Origin of the sequence: Ruminococcus sp. zg-924 (assembly GCF_024433635.1) — a bacterium.
Taxonomy (GTDB): domain Bacteria; phylum Bacillota; class Clostridia; order Oscillospirales; family Acutalibacteraceae; genus UBA7067.
This window is the reverse complement of record NZ_WNJZ01000003.1, coordinates 47,814-62,586: the sequence shown is the minus strand read 5'-3', so window position 1 is coordinate 62,586 and position 14,773 is coordinate 47,814. Positions and strand designations below refer to the sequence as shown.

At 43.5% G+C, this 14,773-nt stretch carries 14 protein-coding genes; all 14 read right to left on the bottom strand.

Annotated features, from left to right (window positions below; genetic code table 11):
- Nucleotides 1–72 precede the first annotated feature (72 nt).
- The gene (locus GMA13_RS02255; RefSeq protein ID WP_255882585.1) at nucleotides 73–567 is read right to left on the bottom strand and encodes a diacylglycerol kinase family protein; all 495 of its coding nucleotides are present in this window, start codon (nucleotides 565–567) and stop codon (nucleotides 73–75) included.
- 3 nt (nucleotides 568–570) lie between these two features.
- Nucleotides 571–1,074 carry an rRNA maturation RNase YbeY gene (ybeY, locus tag GMA13_RS02250; protein WP_255882584.1) on the bottom strand — a complete coding sequence of 168 codons (504 nt, stop codon included), beginning with the start codon at nucleotides 1,072–1,074 and terminating at the stop codon, nucleotides 571–573.
- Nucleotides 1,075–2,010 carry a PhoH family protein gene (locus GMA13_RS02245; RefSeq protein ID WP_255882662.1) on the bottom strand — a complete coding sequence of 312 codons (936 nt, stop codon included), beginning with the start codon at nucleotides 2,008–2,010 and terminating at the stop codon, nucleotides 1,075–1,077.
- A 322-nt stretch (nucleotides 2,011–2,332) separates the two neighbouring features.
- Nucleotides 2,333–4,000 (bottom strand): leucine-rich repeat protein, encoded by a 1,668-nt coding sequence (locus GMA13_RS02240; protein ID WP_255882583.1) that lies wholly within the window; start codon nucleotides 3,998–4,000, stop codon nucleotides 2,333–2,335.
- A gap of 149 nt (nucleotides 4,001–4,149) precedes the next feature.
- On the bottom strand, nucleotides 4,150–4,953 hold the full coding sequence (locus GMA13_RS02235) for an ABC transporter permease (RefSeq protein ID WP_255882581.1): 804 nt from the start codon (nucleotides 4,951–4,953) through the stop codon (nucleotides 4,150–4,152).
- A 4-nt stretch (nucleotides 4,954–4,957) separates the two neighbouring features.
- Nucleotides 4,958–5,776 carry an ABC-2 family transporter protein gene (locus tag GMA13_RS02230; RefSeq protein ID WP_255882580.1) on the bottom strand — a complete coding sequence of 273 codons (819 nt, stop codon included), beginning with the start codon at nucleotides 5,774–5,776 and terminating at the stop codon, nucleotides 4,958–4,960.
- Nucleotides 5,769–6,782, bottom strand: coding sequence for an ATP-binding cassette domain-containing protein (locus GMA13_RS02225; protein WP_255882579.1), 1,014 nt, complete (start codon nucleotides 6,780–6,782; stop codon nucleotides 5,769–5,771). The genes GMA13_RS02230 and GMA13_RS02225 overlap by 8 nt, the downstream gene beginning before the upstream one ends.
- A 588-nt stretch (nucleotides 6,783–7,370) precedes the next feature.
- Nucleotides 7,371–7,892, bottom strand: a complete 522-nt coding sequence (locus tag GMA13_RS02220; protein WP_255882578.1) for a peptidylprolyl isomerase — start codon at nucleotides 7,890–7,892, stop codon at nucleotides 7,371–7,373.
- Between the two features lie 174 nt (nucleotides 7,893–8,066).
- Nucleotides 8,067–10,829 (bottom strand): FtsX-like permease family protein, encoded by a 2,763-nt coding sequence (locus GMA13_RS02215; protein ID WP_255882577.1) that lies wholly within the window; start codon nucleotides 10,827–10,829, stop codon nucleotides 8,067–8,069.
- A gap of 21 nt (nucleotides 10,830–10,850) precedes the next feature.
- Complete coding sequence (locus tag GMA13_RS02210) at nucleotides 10,851–11,555, bottom strand: ABC transporter ATP-binding protein (RefSeq protein WP_255882576.1); 705 nt, start codon at nucleotides 11,553–11,555, stop codon at nucleotides 10,851–10,853.
- A gap of 161 nt (nucleotides 11,556–11,716) precedes the next feature.
- Entirely contained in the window at nucleotides 11,717–13,321 is a 1,605-nt protein-coding gene (locus GMA13_RS02205) for an ABC-F family ATP-binding cassette domain-containing protein (protein ID WP_255882574.1), read from the bottom strand.
- 58 nt (nucleotides 13,322–13,379) lie between these two features.
- Nucleotides 13,380–13,817 (bottom strand): S24/S26 family peptidase, encoded by a 438-nt coding sequence (locus tag GMA13_RS02200; protein ID WP_255882572.1) that lies wholly within the window; start codon nucleotides 13,815–13,817, stop codon nucleotides 13,380–13,382.
- Nucleotides 13,801–14,070, bottom strand: a complete 270-nt coding sequence (locus GMA13_RS02195; protein ID WP_255882571.1) for a PqqD family protein — start codon at nucleotides 14,068–14,070, stop codon at nucleotides 13,801–13,803. Before GMA13_RS02195 ends, GMA13_RS02200 begins: the two co-directional genes overlap by 17 nt.
- An 8-nt stretch (nucleotides 14,071–14,078) precedes the next feature.
- A complete protein-coding gene (locus tag GMA13_RS02190; protein ID WP_255882570.1) occupies nucleotides 14,079–14,738 on the bottom strand; it encodes a hypothetical protein in 660 nt (219 codons plus the stop codon).
- Between the last annotated feature and the right edge of the window lie 35 nt (nucleotides 14,739–14,773).

Here is a 14,773-nt window from a genome sequence, read left to right as displayed (position 1 = left end):
GCAAAACGGAGCTCAATGCCGTATCCTGCAACGTATTGCAGGATGCGACAGAGCTTAAACCGGATGCCACAGTCATTTTTTTCTATTCTTTTTGAAAAGTGATTTTGCGTTGTCTGCCATTCTTTTCGGGCCAATCACAACAAACAGAGCCGCTATTACCAACGTAAGCACAAAAAGCGTGAAGCGTTCCGGACTTTCGCAGTGAAACACAACTATATTCCAAAGTGTGTCCGGCTCCCAAAGCAGGAAACACGCAACGGCAACGGCAAAGCCCGAAGCTAAAAGCACCGCACCGGCAGAAACGTTCTTTGCTATCTCTATAAGCCGATGATATTTTGTAGAGTAAAGGTTGCACACACGCTCAACGGCAGTGTTTACAAGCTCAAGGCTAATAACAAGGGCAATCATAATAAGCAGGAGCGACATCTTAATTGGCGACAGGCGGTAGTAGCTTGTAAAATACAGCAAATATAAGGTCACAACAATATGTATGCGCATATTACGCTCATGAATGATTGCGTATAAAACACCTTTGAAAGCGTACATAAAGCCCTTTAGAAATTTCATAGCTTATCTGTCAGCACCTATTACATAGCTTGATGATGAGGGCAGACCGAGCTGATTCATAACAAGCTCTTCCTTCTCCCTCATACGGATTCTTTCCATATTATCCTCGTGGTCATAGCCGAGAAGATGAAGAACGCTGTGCGCTGTAAGGTAGCCTACCTCTCTTTGCAGGCTGTGGTCAAAGCGCTTTGCCTGCTCCAAAGCCTTCTCCATAGAAATTACAACATCCCCCAGAATCTGCGCTCCTGTTTCGGGGTCAATGTCATACTTGCCGTTTTCTCCCATACCAAAGGAAAGCACATCTGTTACCGAGTCTTTTTCACGGTACTGCTTGTTGTACTCCTTGATTTGCTCGTTGTCAACAAAGGTCACGCTTATCTCTGCGCTGCCCTTGAACTCCTCAAGACGCAAAACAGCGTTGCAGCAGCGGCGAACCAACATTCTGAGTCCTGTCGGAATCTTAACCGCCTTTTGTTTGTTTGTAATAATTACTCTTATCTTATCCATTTATTTACCTCTCTTTGCCTCTTCGATTTTCTCGTAGGCCTTAATAATATCCTGAACAAGACGGTGCCGCACAACGTCCTTTTCGTTGAAGGTTATGCTTGCAATGTCCTTAATGCCGCTTAAAATTCTTACGCTCTCCCTCAGTCCCGATTTTACTCCTCTGGGCAAGTCAATCTGGGTTACGTCGCCGGTGATTACCATTTTGGAGTTAAAGCCGAGTCGGGTAAGAAACATTTTCATCTGCTCGCCCGTTGTGTTCTGAGCTTCGTCAAGAATAATAAAGCTGTCGTCAAGTGTTCGTCCTCGCATATACGCAAGCGGAGCAACCTCAATATTGCCCCTTTCAACATACTTCTGGTATGTTTCAGCTCCGAGCATATCAAAAAGTGCGTCGTAAAGCGGACGAAGATACGGGTCAACCTTGCTCTGCAAATCTCCGGGCAAAAAACCAAGCTTTTCGCCTGCCTCAACGGCAGGACGGGTGAGAATAATGCGGTTTACCTGATGCGCACGAAAGGCTGTAACGGCAAGGGCAACCGCAAGGTAGGTTTTACCCGTACCGGCAGGGCCTATGCCAAAGGTAATTGTATTTTCCTTTATTGCGTTGCAGTAGCGCTTTTGTCCTATTGTTTTCGGCTTAACAGGCTTGCCCTTTGATGTTATGCAAACGCAGTCGCTCGCAAGCTGCTCAATTTTCTCCTCGCTGCCCTCATTGACAAGAGCCATACAGTAGCGAACATTCTGCTCGCTGAGCGTTTCACCCCGATTGATAAGCGACAGCAGACTGTCGATAACCTTAGCCGCCTTCATAAGACTTTCCGGCTCGCCCGATATTTTAATATCCGAGCCTCGGTTGACAACAGAAACGGCATACTCGTTTTCAATAAGCTTAATATTTTCGTCAAAGCTGCCGAATAAAGCAACGGCATGCTCCATTCTGTCCACATTTACAATTTGCTCCAGAACACTTCACCTACAATTTTAAATTAACGCTGAAAAATAAAAACTATGAGAAATTCACAATATAATCAAATATTACATTGATTATCTGTTATTATACCACAGTTTTTTTACGATGTCATTATTTTTTCAATTTTTTTGAGCAACGATTAAAATTTTGTTCATTATTACCAATAATAACCATTGTAAAGCTCAATACAGTAAGATACTTTATCTATATTGCATAATAATTCGCATAAAAATAGCAGCCGCCCATCTTTTAGCCGATGAACAGCTGCTAACTGTCAGTTATTTTTGTTTAAGCAATGGTTACTATATTAGCAATGTGCTTTTGAAGCATAATTGCATCGGCAATTGAAATTGAGCCGCTTTTATCAACATCGGCGGCAATCAGTGCGTCACCCGAAATTGTGACTATGTTCGCAATGTGCTTTTGAAGCATAATTGCATCGGCAATTGTAATTTTTCCGTCGCCTGTTACGTCGCCCAAAACAACGTCATTCGGAACAACAACCGCATACACGCTGAAATGCTCGGTAGAAAAATTCAAATAACCGTTAGCATAAAAAGCATCCATATCAGTTTTTGAACCGTCATCTTCAATTCTGTAAACCTTTGCGTTTACATAATCGGACGGAATCTTAACCGTTGCCATTCCGTTAGGCTGAACTGCAATGCCGTTCTTTTGTAGCGTAACATCAAAAATTTCAGCTACTTCTCCGGCATTTCCAACGGCTGTATTTGCTTTATTTACGCTTTCGCTGTCAGTAAGCTTTTCAACAACCAAATCGGCATTGTTATTTGTTGTTACCAAAATGCCGTTTGCATCGTCTTTCAGGCAGTAGCCTAAGCTTTCAAAATTTATATTATTATCGGTTGCGTAGGTTTCGGCGGCTGTACCGGAGTAGCCGTAGATGATGAATCTTCTATAATTAGGACTAGAAAAACCATATGCAAACGCATATTCGCCAATGTATGTAACGCTGTCCGGTATCATTACTCGCATCAAGCAGCTGCAGTCATAGAATGCATTTTCCTCAATTCTTGTAACGCTGTTTGAAATTGTAACATCTGTCAAACTCCTGCATTTATAAAATGCTTGAGCGTGGATAACCGTTACATTATTTCCGATTTTTACTTGTTGTAAACTATAACATTCCGAAAACGAGCTGAAGCCAATACTTATAACGCTGTCCGGCATTGTTATGCCTATTAAGCCTCCGTTACCGGAAAAAGCATTGTCCGCAATAGATTTCGTTCCGTCTTTCAAAACAATTTCAGTATTTTCAGGCATTTCTCCCTTATATTTATATGCAACCTTGCCTGCATATACCACGCCGTTGGGCTGGTTGTTGTACCAAGCAGTGTCTGAAAATGCATTTGACCCTAACATTACAACACTTTCCGGAACTATAATGCTTTCAAGAGCAGTACAGCCAAAAAATGCATTCCCGCCAATTTCTGTTACTCTGTCCGGAATTGTTATGCTTTCAAGGGCAGTGCAGCCGTAGAATGTATTACTGCCAATACTTGTAACGCTGTCCGGGATGGTTATGCTTTGCAGGGATGGGCAGCTTGAAAATGCATAATCGCTAATACTTGTAATGCTGTTTGGGAGTGTTACACTCTTAAGGACAGGGCATTCATAAAAGGCACTTTCGCCAATTTTTGTAACGCTGCTCGGGATTGTTATGCTTTTAAGGCGCTTAAGACTGGAAAAGGCTGATACGCCAATGCTTGTAACTCTTCTTCCGTTAATTTCACTCGGTACGGTGATTTCCTTATCAGCGTTAAAATAGTCTGCTATTTCAATCGTGCCGTCCTCAAGAACTGTGTACCTATAGCCCCCATAAGTTTCTGCCGCCGCAGTTGGGAACACCGCAAGACTGAGCATAAGCGCAAGGGTTAGAATAACCGCAAGAACCTGTTTTTTGCTTGCCGCAAATTTAGTTTGTTGTTTTTTCACAATAAATTACCTCCTAAAGTGCAGTTTTTTAACAATGTCTTATTTACATTAATCTAACATATATGGGGGTAATTGTCAATTTGTTGTTGTCTATTATTGAACAATCAGCACAAAAAATAACCGCCTCAAGATGAAGCGGTTATCAAAAATCAGCTTCCTGCGCTTTCGTAGGACTTAACTCCCTTGTTCCACACAAGAACGCCTATTGTCATAAGCACAACAGCGGCAATTACTGTTCCGCCAAGATTAAACAGCGGATTCTCGCCTGTTAAGAAATAGCTTGCGGGATAGAACGCAGTAAATGCAAACGGGATAATGTATGTAATCACGTTGCGAAGAACATCATTGTAAATTGACGTTGGGTATTTTGCAAAGTCGTTCATCAGATAAAATACGTGGATAATATGTCCGCTGCGCTTTGTCCAGAATGCAACAGAGGCGGTAATTGTCTTTATGCCTGTGTAGATAAGAGTTGCAAACGGCAGAATAAGGAAAAACAGCAGTACGTTTATAACGCTCCACTGAACAGACACCTTGCCTATCGTTGCGGCGATAAGCGCAACGCCGACAATAAATTCTCCTATTGCGTCAACGCAGAACTTCTCAACAATTACGGTAAGCAAAGGGTTAAGCGGCCTTGTCAGGTATTTATCAAAGTCGCCCTTTGCAACAAGCCAATAGCCAACGCTCCAGAGATTGTCAAAGAACAGGTGGTCAAGTCCCTTTGGCAAAAGCGAAAAGCCGTAAATAAAAATTATCTCCTCGTAGCTCCAGCCCTTAAGTGCGGGAATACCGCTGAAGATTATCCATAGAAACAGGATATTGATTGTCTGATACACCATAAAGCCAAACATTCCCGTCAGGAAGTCCACCTTGTACTCCATAAGCTTTTTCAAATCCTGCGCTATGAAGATGCGGTGCATTTTTGCCGTTCTCTTTAATTTTTTCAGCATATCATCAACCTCCCTGCACGCACAAACGCTTCATTGCAATGCGCCATATCAGCTTGCTGAGCGCCCAGAAAAAGATAAGCCAGAAAAGCTGAAGCGCAATGCTGCATATAATTTCACTCACATCATACATACCCATATAAAGCATAACGGGAGTATAGCTCAGAGATGCAAACGGCAGAATTGAAAGCACTGCCGAAAGCACTGGCGGCATAAACGCAAGCGGAATTTTTGAGCCTGACAAAAAGCTTATAACAGCGTCCTTAAGCACGCTGGAGCCCCAAAGGTTTTTGAGGAAAAACGCCAGAAAGCCGTAGCATACATTAAAGTAAAACGATATGAGGTATGCTATGATAACGCTCACCAAAAACAGAGAGAAGTTTGGCAGGCTGAACATTACAGTACCCGTGACGCAGAACTTATAAAGCTCTACGCCTATACACATAGGTGCAAGAACTATGCCCGTTTCAACTGCACGGCTTCCAAGCTCGTGAAACAGAAAATACATATCAAAGTTTACCGGCTTTATCATTCGCATAACAATTGAGCCGTCACGGATTTCCTCGCCTATTGCTATAGCACCGTCGCTGTATGTAAGAAAGCTTGCAGTAAACGATATAAAAAGGTACACCGTCATATCAATCATTGAAAAGCCCATAAAGGTGGAGCTGTCTGAGCTTTCAAAAACAGCAAGCCACACAAAGTACATTACAAAGCAGGAGAGCATTTCGCCTATAAGATGAAAGAAGAAATTAAAGCGGTACGCCATCATCTCCTGAATACCCGCCTTTGAAAACGGCAGGTAAATTCTTAAAAATCTACGCATCCGCAATCACCTCTTTTTTATAAAGGCGGCGGATAATTTCCTCTATATCGGCGTCCCTAACGCTTATATCCTGAACGTGGATTGATGAAAGCGTATAGGAGAGCATATCTCCAACGGGAACACAGTCGCTGTTAAAGCGGACGGTAACCTTGCTTTTATCGTTCTTTACGGTTACGTCCTCGTCCGTCAGCCCGAATTTAGCCTTGTATTCAAGCTTTGTCAAATCACCCTCGTTTGCAAGCTCAAAGTGAAGCTCTCTCATCTGACCGAAATTAGACTTAAGCTCATCTACTGTTCCGTCAAAAACATTTCTGCCCTTGTCTATCATAACAATTCGCTTTGACAAAAGCTCAATGTCGCTCAAATCATGGGTTGTCAGTACAACAGTTGTCTGCTCCTCCTCATTTATTTGTGCGATTGCACGTCTGATATTGTCCTTAACAACAACGTCAAGACCGATAGTCGGCTCGTCAAGGAACAAAACCTTTGGACTGTGCAGCAACGATGCGGCTATATCCGCTCTCATTCTCTGACCGAGCGATAATGTTCGCACAGGACTTTTGATAAAATCCTGCAAATCAAGAACCTCATTTAATAGGTCCATTTTCCTTTTGTAGGCACTGTCCTCCACCTCGTATATTTCCTTTAACACCGCATAGGTTTCACAAAGCGGAAGGTCCCACCACAACTGAGTGCGCTGACCGAAAACAACGCCGATTTCCTTAACATAGCTTTTCCTGTTTTTCTGCGGATTTTTACCGTTGATAGTGCAGGAACCGGCTGTTGGCGTGAGGATGCCCGTGAGCATTTTTATAACGGTAGATTTACCTGCTCCGTTAGGCCCGATAAAGCCGAGTATTTCCCCCTTCGGCACGTGAAAGGATATGTTATCTACTGCCACGACCTTTTCTGTTTTCGGCTTGAACAGTGACTTTACACTGCCGAGCAGACCCGGCTGCTTTATAGTCTTTTTAAACTCTTTTCTTATGCTGTCAACATAAATCATTTGTTCTCACCTTTCCTTTCAGCCGTTTATTACACAATGGCAATATAAGCCTATTCTGTAAAAAAACGACTACACAATAATAACACACCGATAAGCGTCTGTCAGCAAACTGCGGTTTACAAACAGGCAAATTATAGTTGCAAATATGCGCTTCGGTATGCGGCAGCTCTGTGCAAACTTAAACATTCAAGCTGCCCTTTAGGAATTTGCCGCGGTAAGACAGCGCTTAGGCAAATGCATGGAATTCACGGTTTCACATATAAAACCTTATCTCAGGGACTGAATCAGGCGGTTGACAACGACCCAACCGCCGCCGCATTATGAGGCTGAAATTTGAGTACTTTTTATGCGGCAGAAACGCATAAAAGCGTTTGCTGTTGATAAAGGCTTTATAGCTTTGCTTTGCGCCGTAAAAAGATAATACTACAAATTGTTTCAACTATCAATAAAAAATGTTAAAAAAGTAAAAAACAGGAATTAAGAGTCGGGAAACTTTGTTTTATCAAGAGCAAAAAGACCGAAACGCAATAATAAAATCGCATTTCGGTCCTTTGATTTTTGCCGTTGTTATTTCTATTACGGTTTTGATTACGCCTTTTCCGGCTCGTCGTACTCCACTCCGAAGGTTTCTGCTGTTACGCTCTTTATAACCTGCGGGTCAAGCGGCTTGTCGGCATAGTCTGTGTCGCACTCGGCTATCTCGTTTACAACTTCCATACCCTCTGTGATTTTGCCGAAGGCGGCATACTGACCGTCAAGATGAGGTGCGTTCTTGTGCATAATAAAAAACTGTGAGCCGGCGCTGTTCGGCATCATAGACCTTGCCATTGAAAGTACGCCTTCTGTGTGCTTCAACTCGTTTTTAAAGCCGTTTGTGCTGAATTCGCCCTTAATGCTGTAACCTGGGCCGCCTGTGCCTGTGCCGTGAGGACAGCCGCCCTGAATCATAAAGCCGTATATTACACGGTGAAAGGTAAGACCGTTGTAATAGCCCTTGTTTACAAGGCTTAAAAAGTTGTTTACTGTGTTCGGTGCAATTTCAGGGTACAGCTCGGCTTTGAACACCTTGCCGTTTTCCATTGTAAAGGTTACTATTGGGTTTTGTGACATAAAAATCATCCTTTCAGATTTTGTTTATGAGGAAATTATAGCATATTAAGGATAATATTGTTTACGGAATTGTTAAGGATTCAGGGGCAGAAAATTTTTATATTACAAATAATACGTAATTATGCACACATTGATATTAATTTAACATTATCCATTTTCTCTTACGGAAACAACCTATTCAATTGACTTAAGTGACTCTACCATATCAATATTCTTCATTTTAAAGTACATAAAGAAGTTTACTATAATTGCAAAGAGGAACGTAAGGCCAAGAGCATACAAAAAGCTCTGCGGCATTATTTCTCTGCCGAACATTACAATATCAACCTCAACCGTCCGGACTATAAATCCTGTCAGGAATATTCCAAGCACCAGTCCGGCTAATGCGCCTAAGATGGTGAGGATTACGTTTTCACGGTAAATATATCCGCCGACCTCTCGGTTGTAAAAGCCCAACACCTTTATTGTTGCAATCTCTCTTGCTCTTTCGGCTATGTTGATATTCGTAAGATTGTAAAGCACAACAAACGCAAGAGCACCTGCGCTGACTATCATAACATAGACAACCATATTCAGAGTGCTGAGCATCTTGCGGAAATTGTCAACGCCGGATTCGGTGTAGTTTACCGCAACAATCTCCTTATCCTCAAGCAGAGTATTCGCAAGGGCGTCACGCTGTTGCTCGGTTTCATAGTTAAAGTGCGTGTCTACCATATTGTACTCAACGTCTTTACCGAAGCACTCGTTATAATAGTTAGGCGTGATATATACGTAACTGTAAAGATAGTTTTCGCATATTGCAGAAAGCCTTAGTGTAATTATATCATCATTGACGTCCTTTATTTTGAATTCGTCGCCAACTGCAAGACCCATATTATCGGCAAGCTTCTCACTCATAACACAGCCGCCGTCATCAAGCTCAATTTTCTCGCCCGTCTGCCTGCTGTGCAAATCTATTATACTGCGAAGCTCCGACGGTCTTGACGGAACAATAAGGTATGTGTCACCGTAGGTACTATCACTTTTATTATCATACACCGTAATTTCATTCTGATACACCGGCATTGAGCTTTCAAGATTGTACCGGTCTGTCAGGCTTTCAACAAAGCTGTCAGCGTCGTCAACTGTTTTACTGTCAGAAAATACTATACTCAGATTATAGCTGTTTATCTCTCCGAATTGCTTATCGACGATACTGCCGATTGCGTCCTTCAAGCCGAATGCCGCCACAATAAGCGCAGTACAGCCTGCAACGCCGATTACTGTCATAAAAAATCTCGCCTTGTAGCGGAACAGGTTTCTCGCTGTAACCTTTGAGGTAAACTTCATTTTATTCCAGATAAAGCCTATTCTCTCCAGCAGGTTGCGCTTGCCTGCCTTTGGAGCTTTTGGACGCATAAGACTTGCCGGAGAGCGCTTAAGCTCACTGCGGCAGGTAAACCACGAAACAATTGCCGTACATATAATGGCAACAATAAAGCCGCCGATTATACATTCCCAGGGCGTAACCTCGTCCATAGCCTTTATCTGGTACATCATAGCGTAGGCGTTAAATATAATTCTCGGCAGTGTGGCACAGCCAACTGCACAGCCAACTGCACAACCTATTACGCCTGCTGTGGTTGAGTAGATAACATACTTTGAGATTATCGTGCCGTTTGAGTAGCCCAGAGCCTTGAACGTGCCTATTTCCGTTCTGCGCTCCTCAACCATTCTTGTCATTGTTGTAACGCACACAAGAATTGCAACAAGCACAAAGAAAACCGGAAACACTGTTGCAACTGCCTCAACTCGGCCTGCGTTGTCCTGAAATTCAGAGTAGCCAGGACTGTCATCTCTTGTTGTTACAACCGATTTCAAATCGTCAAACTGCTCAAGCTCCTTTTGTGCGTCAAACAGCTTTTTCTTTTCCTGTGCAAATTTATGATCCGCCTTTATTTGATTGCTCTGAAATTGCTTTCGTGCAGCGTCAAGCTGTGATTTACTTCTTGCTATCATAGCTTTGTTTCCGCTTGGCACTACAAGCTTTTCAAACTGCGTTTGTGAAGAGTTTATATTATTATAAGCTGTTGCAAACTCGTCGTTTGCATCTTTTTCTGCCTTTATGAGGTCGTCTTTTCCGTCGGCAAGCTCCTGACGTTTCGGCTCAATTTCATTTTTGTCAAACACCTTAAGGCGTTCATCACATACAGTTTCAAGCCGTTTCTTTAGTTCGGCAATCTCGTTATTATATTCATCGCTGTAAGGGTATACGCCGTTTTTTGTGCAGTCCGACACAAGATACAGCTCGGTGTAGCGTTCACTTGTGAAATCCTGCGGCAGTATCAGCATATAGTAGGAAATTGTGCCGTTGCCAACCGTTGTCTTTCCCTTCTGGAAAGAAATGTAAAGCGGCGACTTCACCTTTCCCACAACGGTAAATTCATTACATTCAAGGGGTATTTCCTCTTCCTTGCCGCTTGTCCGTGACATAATGGTACTTTCAAGCGTTATCTTTGAGCCTATCTCAATCGGATTGGCGTAGGACGCCTCTTCCACCACAATCTCGCCTGAGCGCTGCGGCAACCTGCCCTCAACCAGCAAAGGAACATTCATTTTATCGTCCTCGCCCAAGCTGTGAAGCCTGACAACGCTTTTTTTGCTTTGGTCACTCATAACAGCGTCGGTGAAATAACCCGCCTGAACCTCGGCAACTCCCTGAGTTTTAGCTATCTCAGAAACATCGTCATCGTCAAAGCCAACGCTTGACACAAGGCGAATGTCCATCATATTCTGTTCATCGACATAATTGACAAGGGTATTTACCATTGACGGACCTGCCGCCTTAACGCCGACAAAAAAGCCGGCGCCAAGCCCGATTATCGCTAAAATAGAAAGAAACCGAGCCTTGGTGTCCCATATTTCCCGTATGATATTTTTAAAAACTGAGCCTTTCAAATTAACCACCCCTATCGAGAATTACCATTCAATGTTCTCAACCGAAATCGGACTTTGATTAATTTCATTGCTCGTTATTTTGCCGCTTTTCATTTTTATAACCCTGTCTGCCATAGGCGTTATAGCCGAGTTATGGGTGATAAGCACAACAGTCATACCGTCGCTTCGGCATTTATCCTGCAAAAGCTTCAATATCGTTTTGCCGGTATTGTAGTCAAGCGCACCGGTCGGCTCGTCGCACAAAAGAAGCTTTGGCCGCTTTGCAAGCGCCCTGGCTATTGACACTCTCTGCTGTTCGCCGCCTGAAAGCTGGGCAGGAAAGTTGTTAACCCTGTCGCTTAAGCCTACGCTTTCAAGCGCCGCCAATGCGTCCATTGGGTCTTTGCAAATCTGTGCGGCAAGCTCAACATTTTCCTTGGCGGTAAGGTTAGGAACAAGGTTATAAAACTGGAAAACAAAGCCTATATCAAATCGGCGGTAAGCGATAAGCTCTTTGTTTTTAAGAGAAGTTATATTTTGCCCATCAACCGTAACAGTGCCGCTGCTTGCGCTGTCCATACCGCCGAGTATATTCAGCACCGTTGTTTTGCCCGCTCCGCTTGAACCGACAACAACTGCAAATTCACCCTCGTTTATCTCAAAGCTCACGCCGTCAAGAGCGTTAATCTCGACCTCACCCATTTTATATGTTTTCTTTACGTCCTCAAATTTAACAAGCGCCGACATAACTATCCCTCATTTTCAATGTGTATTCATAATAAAATTATACCATTCTGAGGTAAATAATTTTTACGGAATTGTTAATATTTATCAATCTGAGTCAGAAAATGGTTAAAGCTTAACGTCACCGAGTACAAATTGTTATGTGTTTCGGTTAAGGGCTAAGCTTACTTTCTTGTCAGCTTATTCTGTTCAAGGTACTCGTCATAGCTCTGGGTTATATCCTGTATACCCTGCGGCTTGATGAATATGATTCTGTTTGCGACCGTTGAGATAAACTCGTGGTCGTGTGAGGAGAACAGAACAATTCCCTTGAAGTTTGTAAGGCCGTTGTTTACGGCTGTGATTGACTCAAGGTCAAGGTGGTTTGTCGGCTGGTCAAGCACCAAAACATTAGAGCCGAACATCATCATTCTTGCAAGCATACACCTTACCTTTTCGCCGCCGGACAAAACCTTAACAGGCTTGAACACGTCCTCGCCTGAGAACAACATTCTGCCAAGGAAGCCTCTTAAGTAGGTTTCTGTTCTGTCGTTGCTTTCATTGTAGTCGCCGAGCCACTCAAGAATACTCTTGTCACAGCCATCAAAGTATGATGTGTTGTCAAGCGGGAAGTATGACTGGCTGGTGCTTACCCCCCATTTAAACGTTCCCTCGTCAGGCTCTAAGTTGCCCATAAGTATTTCAAACAGCGTTGTTATTGCAATTTCGTTATCACTCAAAAATGCAATCTTGTTGCCTCTTTCAACCCTGAACGATACGTTGTCAAGCACCTTAACGCCGTCCACTGTTTTTGTAAGACCCTCAACCGTCAGAATCTCCTTGCCGACCTCTCTGTCCTGATTAAAGCCTACAAACGGATAGCGACGGCTTGAAGCCGGCATTTCCTCAACAGTCAGCTTTTCAAGAAGCTTCTTTCTTGATGTAGCCTGCTTTGATTTTGACTTGTTAGCCGAGAAACGCTGAATAAAGCTTTGCAGCTCCTTGATTTTCTCCTCTGCCTTTTTATTCTGCTGTTTCATCATAGCCTGCATCATCTGGCTTGACTCGTACCAGAATTCATAGTTGCCGACATACATTTTAATCTTTGTGTAGTCAACGTCAACAATATGTGTGCAGACGGTGTTCAGAAAGTGTCGGTCATGGCTTACGACAATAACCGTTCCCACATAGTCAAGCAGGAAATCTTCAAGCCAGTTTATCGCCATAACGTCAAGGTTGTTGGTCGGCTCGTCAAGCAATATAATATCAGGGTTGCCGAAAAGAGCCTGTGCAAGCAAAACCTTTACCTTTTCATTACCTGTGAGTGAGCTCATCAGAGAATAGAGCAGGCTTTCGTCAAGGCCAAGACCCTGAATAAGCTTTGAAGCGTCGCTTTCAGCCTCCCAGCCGTCAAGCTCTGCAAATTCAGCTTCAAGCTCAGAGGCACGCAGTCCGTCCTCGTCGCTGAAATCCGGCTTAGCGTAGATTTCGTCCTTCTCCTTCATAATATCGTAAAGCTTTTTGTTGCCGTATATTACGGTGTCAAGAACGGTGTAGGAGTCGAACGCAAAGTGGTCCTGCTTAAGCACAGACATTCTTACGTTTTCCGGTATTGTAATTTCGCCCTTTGAGGTTTCCAGCTCGCCTGAAAGAAGCTTTAAAAAGGTTGATTTTCCGGCACCGTTAGCACCGATAATGCCGTAGCAGTTGCCCGGCGTGAATTTGAGGTTTACGTCCGTAAACAGCGGCTGTCCGCTGAAGTTCAGGCTGACATCAGTTACAGTTATCATAGTTTAATTCCTTCCTTTGACAATACAATATAATTTATGCTCAAAGCTTACGGTAAAATCAAGGCTTTCTGCGCTTAAACAGTCGCCTTGCCGCCGCCTTTGCCCGTAAAACAGACACACGGATATAAAAGAAATCGCACCACAGGTGGACATACGCCCTGTAACCCTTATGGCTTACGCTGTAAGTTTTACCGTTGCGCACAAATGCAGTCAGCACACCGATTATCTGCTCGTCTGTTACTCCGTATTCACGTCGGGTACAATGGTCGCCGCAAATTACGTAATCATTTTCACGCACCTTGAGTATCCTGTGCAGTACATACTGCCCATTTGGACGCTTATAAAGCGGTACATCATATTTTTTTAATCTGCCGTTTGGCTTTTCAATAATAATTAAATCACGCTTCTGGCGTAAAAGCGGCATCATGCTGTACCCTACGTTAGTATAAACAAGCTTGCCGTTTTTTTCAAGCTCCTGTTCAAATGTGCTTTTCATCAAGCGCACCTATTTTCCTCAGAGTTTGCAGAATTTTTGAAACATCTGCTTCAACCACAGCTTTGTCTGCAACTTCAAATTTTGCAAGAACAGCGTTAACAATCTGCTGCTGCGTAGTTTCGGTTTTTAGTTGCTCCACTATAAAAGCGGCTGTTTTGTTGCTGCGGACAATGCCGCTGAACCCTCCGCCGGTTGACACCATTATCTGTTCGCCGTCAGAATCGTATGTAACAAAATTTTCCTTTAGCTTCATATTATTCCTCATTTCATTGCGTTATATGCGATTTGAGCCGCCTGTATGTCCATATTACAGCCAAGGCGGAAAAGCCCGACGCAATCTGCAAGTCGGTCTGCAAGCTTTAATGCTTTCACTGTTTTTATCGGGTCACACGGGCGGTGAGTCTGCTGAATTAAAAGCGGCAGTGCAGTGCGCTTATCAATTCTTTCAATACTGTTTTGCTGCGCTCTGGTTAACACGCAAACAGCCTTAAGCCGTGCAGACATATTACAGCCAAGGCGGTGCTTGCCGTTCCATGGTGTGCCGTAAACAGTTGCAGCTGAGCCTTGTATGCGGATAAACGGCTTATCGTCGTTTATCATAACGGCTCGCTCGCCAAGGTATTTGCGCCAAAGAGCCGTATGGGTAGATTTGCCCGTTCCGCTTTTGGCTGTAAAAATATAAGCCTCGCCGTCAACGGCAATTGCCGATGCGTGAAACAGTATGCAATCGCTTTCCACCATATTATCCGCTATTTTACGGTAAAGTGCAAGTGTTTCAAGGTATTCATCTGAAAATTTTTGCGCCTTTCTTCCCTCAACGGCGGCTTCACGGTTTGATTTTTCACGTTCAAAGGCAATGTCGGCACTTGTGGACGTTACCGAAAAATCAGGCGAATCATCGCACAAATAGTCCCTGCACATACTGTGAACCGCCGGGTAACAAGAACTTATGCTGA

Bases quoted from the DNA above. Each gene is read 5' to 3' on its own strand.
- ybeY (WP_255882584.1), bottom strand. From the start codon at position 1,074: ATGGATAAGATAAGAGTAATTATTACAAACAAACAAAAGGCGGTTAAG.
- GMA13_RS02220 (WP_255882578.1), bottom strand. From the start codon at position 7,892: ATGTCACAAAACCCAATAGTAACCTTTACAATGGAAAACGGCAAGGTG.
- GMA13_RS02210 (WP_255882576.1), bottom strand. From the start codon at position 11,555: ATGTCGGCGCTTGTTAAATTTGAGGACGTAAAGAAAACATATAAAATG.
- GMA13_RS02255 (WP_255882585.1), bottom strand. From the start codon at position 567: ATGAAATTTCTAAAGGGCTTTATGTACGCTTTCAAAGGTGTTTTATAC.
- GMA13_RS02230 (WP_255882580.1), bottom strand. From the start codon at position 5,776: ATGCGTAGATTTTTAAGAATTTACCTGCCGTTTTCAAAGGCGGGTATT.
- GMA13_RS02190 (WP_255882570.1), bottom strand. From the start codon at position 14,738: ATGTGCAGGGACTATTTGTGCGATGATTCGCCTGATTTTTCGGTAACG.
- GMA13_RS02200 (WP_255882572.1), bottom strand. From the start codon at position 13,817: ATGAAAAGCACATTTGAACAGGAGCTTGAAAAAAACGGCAAGCTTGTT.
- GMA13_RS02225 (WP_255882579.1), bottom strand. From the start codon at position 6,782: ATGATTTATGTTGACAGCATAAGAAAAGAGTTTAAAAAGACTATAAAG.
- GMA13_RS02245 (WP_255882662.1), bottom strand. From the start codon at position 2,010: ATGGAGCATGCCGTTGCTTTATTCGGCAGCTTTGACGAAAATATTAAG.
- GMA13_RS02205 (WP_255882574.1), bottom strand. From the start codon at position 13,321: ATGATAACTGTAACTGATGTCAGCCTGAACTTCAGCGGACAGCCGCTG.
- GMA13_RS02195 (WP_255882571.1), bottom strand. From the start codon at position 14,070: ATGAAGCTAAAGGAAAATTTTGTTACATACGATTCTGACGGCGAACAG.
- GMA13_RS02235 (WP_255882581.1), bottom strand. From the start codon at position 4,953: ATGCTGAAAAAATTAAAGAGAACGGCAAAAATGCACCGCATCTTCATA.